Annotated in this window: 11 protein-coding genes and 1 pseudogene; 8 read left to right on the top strand and 4 right to left on the bottom strand. The window is 66.8% G+C overall.

Going from position 1 to position 12,369, the window contains the following annotated elements; translation table 11 throughout:
- Positions 1–82: 82 nt before the first annotated feature.
- On the top strand, positions 83–1,222 hold the full coding sequence (locus tag K1X41_RS08290; RefSeq protein ID WP_220174365.1) for a lactonase family protein: 1,140 nt from the start codon (positions 83–85) through the stop codon (positions 1,220–1,222).
- Here the strand turns inward: K1X41_RS08290 and K1X41_RS15530 are convergent.
- The 3 genes from K1X41_RS15530 to K1X41_RS08275 form a co-directional block, all read right to left on the bottom strand.
- Complete coding sequence (locus K1X41_RS15530) at positions 1,219–1,956, bottom strand: helix-turn-helix domain-containing protein (RefSeq protein ID WP_258566387.1); 738 nt, start codon at positions 1,954–1,956, stop codon at positions 1,219–1,221. The genes K1X41_RS08290 and K1X41_RS15530 overlap by 4 nt on opposite strands.
- 77 nt (positions 1,957–2,033) lie before the next feature.
- A complete protein-coding gene (locus tag K1X41_RS08280; RefSeq protein WP_258566386.1) occupies positions 2,034–2,606 on the bottom strand; it encodes a response regulator in 573 nt (190 codons plus the stop codon).
- Complete coding sequence (locus K1X41_RS08275; RefSeq protein WP_220174364.1) at positions 2,606–3,841, bottom strand: sensor histidine kinase; 1,236 nt, start codon at positions 3,839–3,841, stop codon at positions 2,606–2,608. Before K1X41_RS08275 ends, K1X41_RS08280 begins: the two co-directional genes overlap by 1 nt.
- A 171-nt stretch (positions 3,842–4,012) precedes the next feature.
- Here K1X41_RS08275 and K1X41_RS08270 point away from each other — a divergent pair, with 171 nt between their 5' ends.
- The 5 genes and pseudogenes from K1X41_RS08270 (at position 4,013) to codB (ending at position 9,313) form a co-directional block, all read left to right on the top strand.
- A complete protein-coding gene (locus K1X41_RS08270) occupies positions 4,013–5,047 on the top strand; it encodes a tripartite tricarboxylate transporter substrate binding protein (RefSeq protein WP_132206826.1) in 1,035 nt (344 codons plus the stop codon).
- Positions 5,044–5,718 carry a tripartite tricarboxylate transporter TctB family protein gene (locus K1X41_RS08265; RefSeq protein ID WP_220174363.1) on the top strand — a complete coding sequence of 225 codons (675 nt, stop codon included), beginning with the start codon at positions 5,044–5,046 and terminating at the stop codon, positions 5,716–5,718. Before K1X41_RS08270 ends, K1X41_RS08265 begins: the two co-directional genes overlap by 4 nt.
- Position 5,719: 1 nt before the next feature.
- Positions 5,720–7,260 (top strand): annotated as a pseudogene (locus tag K1X41_RS08260) (tripartite tricarboxylate transporter permease).
- Between the two features lie 218 nt (positions 7,261–7,478).
- Complete coding sequence (locus K1X41_RS08255; protein WP_133617930.1) at positions 7,479–7,994, top strand: nucleoside deaminase; 516 nt, start codon at positions 7,479–7,481, stop codon at positions 7,992–7,994.
- On the top strand, positions 7,991–9,313 hold the full coding sequence (gene codB, locus K1X41_RS08250) for a cytosine permease (protein WP_258566385.1): 1,323 nt from the start codon (positions 7,991–7,993) through the stop codon (positions 9,311–9,313). Before K1X41_RS08255 ends, codB begins: the two co-directional genes overlap by 4 nt.
- Positions 9,314–9,399: 86 nt before the next feature.
- Here codB and K1X41_RS08245 read toward each other — a convergent pair whose 3' ends face one another.
- Positions 9,400–10,401: a threonine aldolase family protein gene (locus K1X41_RS08245; RefSeq protein WP_133617952.1), complete on the bottom strand. Its 1,002-nt coding sequence runs from the start codon at positions 10,399–10,401 to the stop codon at positions 9,400–9,402.
- Between the two features lie 172 nt (positions 10,402–10,573).
- Here K1X41_RS08245 and K1X41_RS08240 point away from each other — a divergent pair, with 172 nt between their 5' ends.
- A complete protein-coding gene (locus K1X41_RS08240; protein WP_220174362.1) occupies positions 10,574–11,521 on the top strand; it encodes an ABC transporter ATP-binding protein in 948 nt (315 codons plus the stop codon).
- Complete coding sequence (locus K1X41_RS08235) at positions 11,518–12,363, top strand: ABC transporter permease (protein ID WP_220174361.1); 846 nt, start codon at positions 11,518–11,520, stop codon at positions 12,361–12,363. Before K1X41_RS08240 ends, K1X41_RS08235 begins: the two co-directional genes overlap by 4 nt.
- Positions 12,364–12,369 lie beyond the last annotated feature (6 nt).

Here is a 12,369-nt window from a genome sequence, read left to right as displayed (position 1 = left end):
TGCCTGTGCCCCGAGCAGGATCTGTGGCGGTGCAGGTCCCGCAACTCCGCCAGGCACTCGCCAGGTGCGCTACAGTTTCGGCGTGCGCGTACTACTCGGCTCCTACTCGGTTCCGTCGCCCTGGACAGCCACTCCTCTCGGCCACGGCGCTGGGATCGTCGGGCTAGCGAGCGCGGCCGGAGTCAGATCCGGCGGAGGCTCTCCCACAGGAGCCCGTGCGGGATCGACGCTCACCCGAACCGGCGTTTGGGCCGCATCGGAGATCAATCCGTCGTTCCTCGCGCTCGCCGCAGACGGCGCGGTGTGGGCGGTGACCGAGCCCGAACAGGGCGGTGAACTGCTCCGCTTTGCACCTGGCAGAGGCGGATGGCCAAGCACGGTAGCGCCAGCGCGGGTCACCACGGGGGCCGACGCCCCGTGTCACCTCGCCCTGGGGAGCCCGAACACCACAGGCGGTGCGGGATCCGGGGCAGCCGCCCCACCCGCTGTGGTCTTCGTGAGCCACTATCACGGCGGGGTCGTGACCGCGATCGTGTGCGACGCTGACGGTCTCCCCGAACGGGTCGCCGAGACGATCACGCTGCCGGAGCGCGGGTCCGGTTGGGACCGATCGGCCTCCCGCTCCCGTCCGCACTCCGTGCTCGTCTTGCCGGGGAGCGAGGGCTTCCTTGTCGCCGACTGCGGCCGTGACCTCATCGCACTGTGCACGTGGGATCAGGCCGCCGAGACGGCGACACTGCGTGATGTGCTCGCGCTTGCACCGGGTACGGGGCCGCGACACCTGGCTCGGCACGCGGCCTCCGGGACACTCTATGCGAGCAACCAAGAGCGCGGCGGGGTCACCGTGTTTACCCGTGAAAACGGACGACTGCGTGTTCGAGAGCAGGTGCCGGGTCCCGGCCGTGGACGCGCCCGTCCGGTGCCGTCGGAGATCGCGGTGCACCCGGACGGTAGCAGTGTCGTGCTCGCGAATCGAATCGATGACTCCCTCACGGTGTACGCAATCGCGAAAGATGGTGGGCTCACCGAACGCGTCACGGTCGACTCCTGTGGCGGAACACCACGCCACTTCGCGTTCACCCCAGACGGGGCTGCACTGCTTGTCGCGCATCAAGATTCCGACGAACTTGTGGTGTTCCGGTGGGAGGACGGACGCCCCGTGGACCCGAGCCGGACCCCCGTTGCAACGCCGACCGCGGTACTGGCCCTGAGCGGGAACTAGGAACTCGCGCGGCGCGCGATCTCGTCCGCGAGCTCCTGCACCTGCGCAGGATCAACGTTGCGGGCGAGCGCCACATAGTGGTCCATGACGGTCGGACGGTAGCGCACAGGCAGTGTCTGGCCCTGCTCGAGCCTGGTGAGCTCAGTGATCGTGAGGTCCTCGTCCGCGATGCCACGGAACGCGATGCCGTCGGCGGTCTCGACGTCGAACATCAGGACCACCCGGGGGCTGCCATCGCTACTCACTTCTCGCCAGTCGACGAGCGTGCCAAGTGCCAGGCGCCCAGAGCGCAGTGCTGCGATGCGCTGCCGCGCCGCGCCGCTCAGGAGCGGATTCGGGGCAATCCCGGGGAAACTCGGGCCAACGCCGAGCGCTTCACGACTCAGATCTGGCCGGAGCTGCGCCATCAGATCGTCGAGCTTTCGTGAAAAACCAAACATCCTCATCCCTCTCCCGCGCCGGTGCCGGGGTCTGTGCCTGGACTCCCCACCGCGAGTGTACGTCACGAGCCGGGGGCCGGGAGCCCTCCCCTCTGGCGGCGGCACGAGCCGGTAGAGCACCTCCGGCCGACCGCGCTTGCCATAGCGGTGCGCGAGATCGATGGCTCCGGCCTCGACCAGGTGGTCGAGGTAGCGGCGGGCCGTCGGCACGGAGATGGCGCAGTTTGCTGCGAGTGCGACCACTGTGGTCGGTGCGACCGGATCAAGGGCGGCGATCACACGATCGAGTGTCACGCGCGAGATCCCCTTTGGGAGCGCTCCAGGAGCGACGCCTGGCCGCTGGCCGGTGCCGATCGGCGACGTGCGCGCGATCACGCCGATGCGACCCGTCGAGAGTAACCGGTCAATCTCCCCTGAGCCAGCGGCACTTCACGGGTGCTGGATCCGGGAGGGTTGGTGTCTGCGCCGCGACGTCCCAGGTGCTCCGCGCGATAGGTCGCCAGCCTCGCCAGCAGCGCGTCGGAGGTGAACGGCTTCACGAGGTACCCAACGACCTGACCCGCGAGCGCCTGCCGCACAGTGACGCGATCTTGCGAGGAACTGATCACGAGCACATCGGGGGAGTGCTCGCCAAGTGTGCGCAGCCGATGCAGGACCTCAACTCCGCTGATATCGGGCAGTCGCATGTCAAGCAGCACCAGGTCGACGCCTCCGCGCAGCCCGTGCTCTACCGCGGCCCGCCCGGTGCCAACAGCTGCAACCAGCGTGAAGCCCGGCGCCTCGCCCACGAATCGGCTGTGCAGTGTGCGGGCACCAGCGTCATCATCAACCACGAGCACGTGAATTGCTGCAGACTCGGGCGGGCCCGAGCACGAGTCGTCGCCGGGGTGTGCTCCCGCTCCCGCTCCTGAGCCCGGCCCCGCACCGCCCCCGACAGCACGCATCACCGCACCGCCATATCGAATCGAAATCGCGCGCCGCCGAGATCCGCCCGGCCGAGCTCGACCGAGCCGCCGCGATCCGCGACAGCGCGGCGCACGAGATCGAGCCCGATGCCGCGACCAAGACCGGAGGGGTCGCGCTTCGACGATACTCCGCGTGTAAACACGCGCTCCGCGTCGGCGGGGTCGACGCCGGTGCCATTGTCCGCTACCTCCCCGGAGAACCGCCTGTCCCGTTCGATGAGTGCGCAACGCACCACCGTTGCGCCAGCTTCACCGGCGTTCCGGCAGAGGTTTGCGAGCACGAGCGTCACCTCCTCGTCGACCTCAGAAGTTACCGCCACCTCGGCATCCAGCCTGGCCCCGTGCGCGCCGAGCTCGGCGCGGAGCACATCGAGTGTTGCTCTGAGCAGAGGCTGATCGCTGAGGGCTGCTTCTGGGCCTGCCGAGGTCACCGGAGTGATCCCTGCGATGTAGGCGAGCGCCTCCTCGGCATCCCCGTGGGAGACGAGGCCGTGCACCACATGCAGTCGAGTGTGAAACTCGTGCGACTGCTCGCGCAGGGCAGCGGCCGAGCGGCGCAGCTCGGCCGCCTCGCGTGCGGCGTCGTCAAGCCGGCGGAACCGGCGCTCCAGCAGCGCCGCGATCAGCGAGCTCGCCAGCGTGCCCACCACGAGTGCGCCGATCACCCACGGCAGCAAGCGGTTCAGAGCTTGTGCCGCGTCCGCTGCGATCCGACTCTCGAGAATGCCAACCGACAACACCCCAATGACCTCGCCGGCGTCGTCCCGCACAGGCACCTTTGCCCTGAGCGTGGTGCCGATTGTGCCCGTCTCCGTGCCGAGGAACGTCGCGCCTGCAAGCACCTCTGAATTGTCAGTGGAGAGCGCCTGCCCGCGCTCAGCCGGAGTGGGGTGCGTGACGCGGATCCCCTCCTCGTCTGAAATGACGACGTAGTCAACGCCCGCGGCGCGCTCCACCACAGTCGCCAGCGGCTGCAACTCCGCCATCGCGGCGGGAAAATCCTCGTGTGCGAGCGCGAGGACATCGCGCACCTGAGTCAGCTCAGCAAGGCTCAACGCAACATCTGAGACCCGTTCACCGGTTGCATCGCGAATGCTCCGCTCCTGCACGGAGAATGCGATACTCGCGGTGAGTGTGACGGCAGCGACCACGATCACGGTCGGCAGAAACAGTGTCGCGAGGCGCGCGCCGCGTGAAGTCAACACGCTCGTCATCCTGGCCACCTCCTCATCGCCGACACAGTCTATTCCGGGCGTCGGTCTCCTGCCTCCGGCGCCGTGAGTATCTAAGAGGTTAACTCCGCACGCGGCGCAGCGGTGGCGGGAAAGCTGTCATCTTGGACTCCACACCGTGGCGCACGTGCGCCCTCACAAAGGAGTGAAGCAGTGGAGACACCTCTCTCGGGAGCGCCCCAGCCCCCGCCCCAACCGGAACGTCCAGCCCAAAAACGCACCCTGTCCCGGGTCATCGGCGGCACGATCGCGGTGCTCGCCATCGGGGTTGCCTCGTTCGGCTCAATCAGCTCGGCAAACGCGGGCCAAGACATCCACTCATCGCTCACGCTCATCGCCCCGGCCGCGGCGGGCGGAGGCTGGGACACCGTGGCACGAGAGATGCAGCAAACGCAGCGCGCGAATGGGCTCGCCGCAAACGTGCAGGTCGTGAACATGCCCGGAGCGGGCGGCACGATCGCACTCGGCAATATGTCGCGACTGGAGGGCCGTGCAAACACGCTGCTCGTCGGGGGCACCGGCCTGCTCGCTGCGACAATTCAGTACGGATCGGACGCGACGCTTGATGACGTCACCCCGCTCGCCGTGTTGTTCGAGGAATACGACGTGATCGTAGTGCCGGCTGACTCGCCGTACGAGACGCTCAGCGATCTCGTCGCCGCGTGGCAGGAGAACCCCGGCGCCGTACCGTGGACGGGAGGCGGATCGTTCGACCAACTCGTGGTCACGGATCTCGCGCTCGCCGCAGGAATCAATCCCGTCGACACGACGTACATCTCGTCTGACGGTGGAGGCGAGGCGGTCGCCGCTTTGCTCAACGGCACCGTGCAGGCGGCAGCCGGGGGCTACCCAGACAACATCGATCAGATCCAGTCCGGTCGTCTCCGCGCGCTCGCGCTTGTTGCTGAGGAACCGGTGCCAGGCATCGACATTCCCACTGCGCGCGAGCAGGGCTTCGACATTACGCTCGCCAATTGGCGGATGCTCGCTGCCCCCGCTGGCATCACCGGAGACGAGGCCGGTGAGCTCACCGAACTCATCGAGGACACCCTCGCGACGCCCGAGTGGACCTCGGCTGTGGAGCGCTACTACTGGACTGAACAGGTGATTACGGGCACGGACGTCGCGCCGTTCCTCGCGCAGGAGCACACGCGCATCACCCGCTTGTATGAGGAGATGGGGCAATGATGCCGTCCAACAATCCCACCGCGATGTCAGCGGTTGTGGGCGAGGAGATCCTGCTTGCTGCAGGCCCAGGCCGCCGCGCCGAGCTCCTGAAAGAGCTCATCATGCCGGTGCTGCTCGCGGCCTTCGCCACGTACTTCGTGGTCGGCATGATCACGATGCGCGTGCCGGAGGGCACCGCGTTTCCTGGGCCGCGGTTCTTTCCCGGCCTGATCGCGGCAGGACTGTACCTCTTTGCGATCCTGCTCGGGGCCGCCGCTGTGCGCAACGCGCTGCGCCCGCGCGCTGCGCAGTCGCGCACTGTCGGCTCCGATGGTGACGCATTCGAGCTCTTGTCCGCCGAGCACGATGCGGTGCGGGCGGATGATCTTGCGCGCGAGGGCACTGAGCTCACAGCCGACGGGACCCCGGTCCCAGGAAAGGCCGTTGGTGTTGATTGGCGCTCACTCGCCTGGGTCGTGGGGTCGTTCCTCGCCTTCGCGATGCTGCTCCCGTACCTCGGCTGGATCATCGCCGCTGCGCTCCTGTTCTGGTGTGTATCGCGTGCGTTCGGCCTGCAACAGCCGCTTGCTGCCCTCATCGTCGGATTCACGGTGAGCTCGCTCATTTACATCGCATTCGACATCATGCTCGGGATGTCCCTCCCGTCCGGTGTGCTCGGCTGGGGGTTCTGAAATGGAAACACTGCAACTGCTCCTTGAGGGGTTTGCTGGTGCGCTGACCTGGCAAAACCTGCTGTGGGTGTTGGTCGGCTGCCTGCTGGGCACCGCCGTTGGCGTGCTGCCCGGTCTGGGATCCTCGATGGCCGTGGCGCTGCTGCTCCCCGTCACGTTCTCGCTTGAGCCGACCGCCGCGTTCATCATGTTCGCAGGCGTCTACTTTGGTGGGCTGTTTGGCGATTCGACCATGGGGATCCTGATGAATACGCCCGGCCAAGCCTCGGCGATCGCCTCGACCTTCGAGGGCCACAAGATGGCGCTCAACGGGAGGGCAGCACAGGCGCTCGCAACGGCGGCGATCGGCGCGTTCGTTGGCGGCTTCATCGCATCGATCGTCGTCGTGTTCCTCGCCCCCGTGCTCGCCGACTTCTCAACACGCTTCGGGCCAGCCGAGTTCTTTGCGCTCGCGGTCTTTGCGTTCGCCGCGACCTCGACCGTTGTGACTGACAACCCGACGAAGGGCCTGGCGGCCCTGTGCATCGGGCTCGGGATTGCGGTGATCGGAATCGACGGCGTCTCCGGCGCCCCACGCTTCACGATGGACTCGCCGAACCTGTTTGACGGCATCTCGCTCGTGACGGTAACTGTCGCAGTGCTCGCGCTGGGCGAGGTCATCTACGTCGCGTGCCTTGAACGGCACGTGTCGAACCGCTCATTGATCCGCCCGAAGGGGCGGCCGTGGCTCTCGCGCCGTGAGCTGCGCGAGGCGACGCCGGCGTGGCTGCGCGGCACAGCGATTGGCCTGCCATTCGGGGTGATCCCCGCGGGGGCTCCGAGATCCCCACGTTCCTCGCCTACGGCGTGGAAAAGCGCCTCGACGCCCGCCGCGACACACCACAGTTCGGCACAGGCGCGATCCGGGGCCTCGCTGCGCCTGAGGCTGCAGGCAACTCGACGACGGGCATGGCGATGGGAGCGCTGCTCGCACTCGGGCTTCCGATTTCCGCGACCGCGGCGATCATGCTGGCGGCGTTCCGGCAGTATGGGCTGCAGCCCGGCCCGCTCCTGTTCGAACGCGCTCCAGAGCTCGTGTGGGCACTGCTCGCCAGCTTCTTCATCGCGATGGTCGTGCTGCTGATCCTGAATCTGCCGTTCGCGATGCTGTGGGCGAAGCTTTTGCTGATCCCGCGTCCGTATCTTTATGCGGGCATCACCGTGTTCTGCGCGTTTGGCATCTATGCGACCTCGGGATCGGTATTCGATTTGCTGATGTTGCTCGGAATCGGGCTGCTGGGGTTTCTGATGCGGGCGCTTGACTATCCGATCGCGCCACTCATTATCGGTATGGTGCTGGGCCCGCTTGCGGAGACGAGTTTGCGCGACGCCACGATGAGTGCCGGAGGTGACTTCTCGGTGCTGCTGCAGGGCCCGATCGTGCTCGTGCTGTATGGGCTCCTGCTGTTGGTGCTCGGATTTGCAATCCGGAATCGGATCGTGTCGCGTCGGGCCGCCCGAATTGCCGCGTCGGTGGCGTCTGAGCGAGAGCCAGTGTCGTAGTTCGCGTGGCGGCGCCGGGAGCGGCGGGTATGCCCTCGGCCGCTGGCCGCACGCACTGCACTGAGGGTTCCGCAAGGAGCGTGCGGCTTCCTGCACTGTGGGAAGCCGCACGCGCCTCAGCAAGGTCATGGTCGTGAGGTCGTGGTCGCGAGCGAGTGAGCGAGCGAGGGCCGGGCACGAGGCCAGCCTGCATGCCCGGGCGCGATACGATTTTGGCTATGGGATTGAACGACACCGACCGCACGTACCTCGACCTCGCAATTGAGCAGGCGCAGCTCGGGTGGGACGAGGGCGGCGTTCCGATCGGCGCGGCGCTGATCCACCACGGACCGGAGGGGGACCGGGTGCTCGCGGTCGGGCGCAACCGCCGGGTGCAGGACGGCAGCGTGATCCGTCACGGTGAGACCGATTGCCTGGAACGCGCTGGCCGCCTCCCCGCGAGTGTCTATCGCGAGTGCACGCTGTACACGACGCTCTCTCCCTGCACGATGTGCGCGGGCACGGCGATCCTGTATGACATCCCCCGCATTGTGATCGGCGAGAACCAGAGTTTTGAGGCATCGGAAGAGTGGCTCCGCAGTAAGGGCACCGAGCTCGTTATTGCAGACGACGCGCGCTGTCTCGCGCTGATGCAGCGCATGATGGACGAGCGCCCCGAGATCTGGGCCGAGGACATCGGCGTGGAGACCAGCGAGCTCGGCACCGCGGCCGCTGGCATCGAGCCGCGCGCGTGAGCGCCGGGACGCCAGAAGCGGTCTCCGCTGAAGCTGCCGCAGTCCCTGCTCCCGCGACTGAGGCGATCGTCGACCGCGACTACCCGGTGACGCCGGTGCCGCGGCACGCGCGCAAGGGATTTTTCTCCCTGATGGTTGTCCTGCTGGGGTTCACCATCTTCACGCCGACGATGCTCGCTGGTGCCGCACTGGGTCAAGCATTTGGGCTGCGCGAACTGCTCGTCGTCATTGCGGTGGGGTCCCTCGTGCTCGGCGCCTATGTCGCCGTGCTGGGCTGGATCGGCGCCCGCACGGGCCTCACCACGGTCGTGATGGCGCGCTACACACTTGGCACCCGCGGGTCGAAGCTCGCCTCGATCCTGCTGGGCGGCACCCAGATCGGCTGGTACGGCGTGGTCATCGGCACGATCGGGGAGCTGACCGCTCAAGCCTTTGGGTGGGAATCCTCACTTGCGCGCGCAGCGATCATGATTGGGGTGAGCGCTCTCATGTGCGCCACCGCCGTATACGGCTATCGCGGGATGTACTGGGTCTCACTCATCTCGACCCCGCTGATCCTCATCCTCGCCTTCTGGGTCATGTTCCGCTCGCTCGAGGAAGTCGGCGGCTGGGCAGGCCTCGCCGCGATCGAGCCGTCGGGCAGCATGACCCTCGCGGTCGCTGTCACCACCGTCGTCGGCACCTTCGTCTCGGCGGGGACGCAGGCGCCGAACTGGACGCGCTTTGGCCGCAGCGGCAAACAGGCTGTCATCGCGTGTGTTGTCGGGTTCCTCATCGGCAACGGTCTCATGATCTTCTTCGGCGCGATCGGCGCGATCACCTTTGGAGAGGGCGACTTTGTCCTCGTCCTGTTCCAGCTCGGGTTGATCGGCTGGGGGCTGTTTCTCCTGTTCGGCAACCTTTGGAAGTCGAACGCGGACGCTGCGTACTCCTTTGGGGTTGCCGGCGCAGAGTTGTTTGAGAAGCCCAGCAAGACGCGATTTGTGATCGCCGGCTCGATCATTGGCACCGTGCTGGCCCTGCTCGGTGTGGGTGATCACCTGCCCCAGTACCTCGGCTTGCTCGGCACGTTCATCCCACCGCTCGGCGGCGTGATCATCGGCGACTACCTTGCGCGCTGGCGGCGCACGCAAATGCCCGTCGGTGAGACGTTGCCCCGCTTCAATTGGGTGAACCTGGGCGTGTACGTGGTCTCCTGCGCAGTGGCGTGGAGCGCCGGCCAGCTCGAGATCGGCATCCCCCCAGTGATTGGGATCATTGCTGCGCTGGTGCTCACGGTGCTGCTGTCGCGGCTGACCCCGCGCCGCGCCGCGGCCTAGGCCCGGACCGCGCCGCGGCCTAGGCCCGGGCTGCACCCTCGCACGTATCCGCACGAGCGGACACGACCGCTCTGGGCCGCCGCGGGCTATGCGCCCGCGAGCGCCTCGAGCAGGGCGTCCACTTCTTCCTCCGTCGTGTCGAACGCGCACATGAGGCGGTACTGATCCGCGCCTCCCGGCCACGCTCCGAACGTGAAGCGCTGCTGCGCATGCGCGGCTACCTCGGGCGGGAGCTGCACGAACACGGCGTTCGACTCGACGGGGAAGAGGATCCGGAGTCCGCGCGACGGATCCTGCGCGGCGAGTGTCTCGATCCCTCGAGCGAGCCGCGCAGCCATCGCGTTCGTGTGGGCTGCCGAACGACGCCACAGCTCGCCCTCATAAAGCGCGAGCAACTGTGCAGATACAAAACGCATCTTTGAGGGCAGCTGCAGGTTGATCTTCCGCAGGAACTTCATGCCTTGCGCTGCGTCTGGCCGCAGCAGGATGACCGCTTCAGCGCCGAGCAAGCCGTTCTTTGTGCCGCCGAGGCTCAGGAGATCCGCTCCGGCCTCGCTGGTGATTGCCGCGAGCGAGACGCCGAGGTGGGCGGCCGCATTGCTGATCCGTGAGCCGTCGATGTGGAGCACCATGCCGTGCTCGTGCGCAAAATCAGCGAGGGCGCGGATCTCCTCCGGCGTATAACAGGTGCCGGTCTCGGTGACCTGCGCGATCGAGATCGCCAGTGGCTGCGCCCGGTGTTCTGAGCCGTAGCCCCACGTCTCACGTGCGGCGAGTTCCGGCGTGATCTTGCCGTTGGGCGCGTCGACGGGGAGCAGCTTCAGCCCACCGGTCTTTTCTGGAGCGCCCGTCTCATCAAAGTTGATGTGCGCGGTGCGAGCGCAGATCACGGCCCCCCAGCGTGGGAGTGCAGCCTGCAGGGCGAGCACGTTCGCTCCGGTGCCGTTGAACACGGGATACGCCTCGGCCTCGGCGCCGAACAGTTCCTTCGTCACTTCGGCGAACCGCGCCGTCCACGGGTCGCCGCCATACGCCGCCGCGTGTCCACGGTTCGCTGCGGTGAGCGCGGCGAGGACCTCGGGGTGCATGCCGCCCCAGTTGTCGGAGGCAAACGACTTCGGGGTGAGGAAGGAGGGAGGAGCGTCAGTGCTGTTCACCACACCAGCCTACGCCCGGAGCATGGCATCCACCGATCGGTGGATGGAAAAATACACCGCTCCACCGCTGCCGCTGCCCGCTGCCGAGCAGCAGACTTGAGACATGATCCAGACAGAGCACGAAGCGCCAATCCGCGTGCGCGGCCTCACGAAGCGGTATGGGCAGCGCAGCGTGCTGCGCGGTCTCGACCTCGATGTCGCAGCGGGCGAGACGTACGCGCTCCTCGGCCCCAACGGCGCGGGCAAGAGCACGGCGATTGAGATCCTGGAGGGGACTCGGTGGCCAGACACGGGTGAAGTTCGTGTGCTTGGACGTGAGCCGCTCACGGCTCCGCGTTCGTGGAAGGCCGGGTTCGGCACGGTCGCCCAGACCACCGGTGAGTATGGCCCTTACTCGCCGCGGGAATTGATCTCCTACTTCAGCAGGCTGTACGCGCAGCCCCGCGGTGTCGATGAAGTGCTCGAACTGGTCGGGCTCACCGACCAGGCGCAGGCGCGCGCCGCACAGTTGTCTGGCGGTCAGCAGCGCCGGCTCGACGTTGCGCTCGGCATTGTCGGGCGTCCCCGGCTCTTGTTCCTTGACGAACCGACCACGGGCTTTGATCCGGCTGCGCGGCGTCAGTTTTGGGACATGCTCGAGGGGCTCTCGAGCGAGGGCGTCTCGATCCTGCTGACGACGCACTATCTTGATGAGGCCGCGCGCCTTGCAGATCGGGTTGGAGTGCTCTCGGGCGGCCGGATTGTGGCGGAGGGGCCGCCAGCCGAGCTCGGTGGCGTCGAAGCGCGCACGCCAATCGTCAGCTGGCGAGACGCGTCTGGAGAGCGACGCGAAGAGCGCACTCACCTGCCCGCGGCCGTAGCCGCGAGATTGCGCGAAGCGGCGCTCGCCGCGGGGGACTCGACTGGCGAACCTGCGGAGCTTGAAATCAAGCGACCCGGGCTTGAAGACATTTACCTGGAGCTGATCCGGAGCGAAACCGAGGACGCACAGCGCGCCGAGCATGCGAAACTCACCGAGCACGTCGAGAGCGGGACGGAGGCCACGCGATGAGCGCCCTGAATACGCGGTCCCCCATGAAGGCCCCCAGCATTGTGAGCTCAGGGCTTGCCGCGATCGGGTTCGAACTGCGCGCGTACTTCCGCGTCCCCGATGTCGTGTTCTTCACGTTCCTCTTCCCAATCCTGATGCTCGGGATCTTCGGGGCGGCGTTTCAGTCGATGGGTGATGTCGGCACGCTTCCCGACGGTTCCGGCGGTATCTCACTGGCCGCGTACTATTTGCCTGGCCTCGTGGCAGCAGGCATTCTCCTCTCGGGCGTACAAAACCTCGCGATCGACATCACTCGTGAACGGTACGAAGGGTCGCTCCGGCGTCTCGGAGCGACCCCGATGTCGCCGGTGAGCTATTTCATCGGCAAGATCGGCGTCGTCGTCGTGACTGCGCTGCTCCAGTCCGCACTGTTGCTGGTGTTCGCAGCGGTCGTGTTCCGGGTAGAACTGCCAACAGACCTGTCCACGTGGCTGCGCTTTGCCTGGTTGTTCGCCCTCGGGATCGCCACGATGACGCTGCTTGGAATTGCGCTCTCCGCGCTTCCACGCTCGACGCGCAGCGCATCCGCGGTGGTCATCCCGATTGTGCTGGTGCTGCAGTTTGTTTCCGGCGTCTACCTCCAGTTCACGATGTTGCCGGAGTGGCTGCAAAATGTCGCGTCCGTGTTCCCGCTGAAGTGGTTGGCTCAGGGCATGCGCAGCGTGTTTCTGGCCGCACACCTTGAAGCCGCCGAGGCGGGCGGAACCTGGAACCTCGGGCTGGTGGCGCTGATGTTGCTGGTCTGGCTTGTGGTGGGGTTGGGAGCGTCGCTTCTGACATTCCGGTGGCAGCGCCGTTCGTAAGACTCC

Origin of the sequence: Leucobacter luti, assembly GCF_019464495.1 — a bacterium.
Classification (GTDB): Bacteria; Actinomycetota; Actinomycetes; order Actinomycetales; family Microbacteriaceae; genus Leucobacter; species Leucobacter luti_A.
The sequence above is the reverse complement of the archived record's forward strand: the minus strand, read 5'-3'. Positions and strand labels throughout refer to the sequence as shown.

Excerpts from the sequence above, each read along its gene's own strand:
- K1X41_RS08280 (WP_258566386.1), bottom strand. The coding sequence starts at position 2,606 with ATGCGTGCTGTCGGGGGCGGTGCGGGGCCGGGCTCAGGAGCGGGAGCG.
- K1X41_RS08275 (WP_220174364.1), bottom strand. The coding sequence starts at position 3,841 with ATGACGAGCGTGTTGACTTCACGCGGCGCGCGCCTCGCGACACTGTTT.
- K1X41_RS08265 (WP_220174363.1), top strand. The coding sequence starts at position 5,044 with ATGATGCCGTCCAACAATCCCACCGCGATGTCAGCGGTTGTGGGCGAG.
- K1X41_RS08255 (WP_133617930.1), top strand. The coding sequence starts at position 7,479 with ATGGGATTGAACGACACCGACCGCACGTACCTCGACCTCGCAATTGAG.
- K1X41_RS08245 (WP_133617952.1), bottom strand. The coding sequence starts at position 10,401 with ATGCACCCCGAGGTCCTCGCCGCGCTCACCGCAGCGAACCGTGGACAC.
- K1X41_RS08240 (WP_220174362.1), top strand. The coding sequence starts at position 10,574 with ATGATCCAGACAGAGCACGAAGCGCCAATCCGCGTGCGCGGCCTCACG.
- K1X41_RS08235 (WP_220174361.1), top strand. The coding sequence starts at position 11,518 with ATGAGCGCCCTGAATACGCGGTCCCCCATGAAGGCCCCCAGCATTGTG.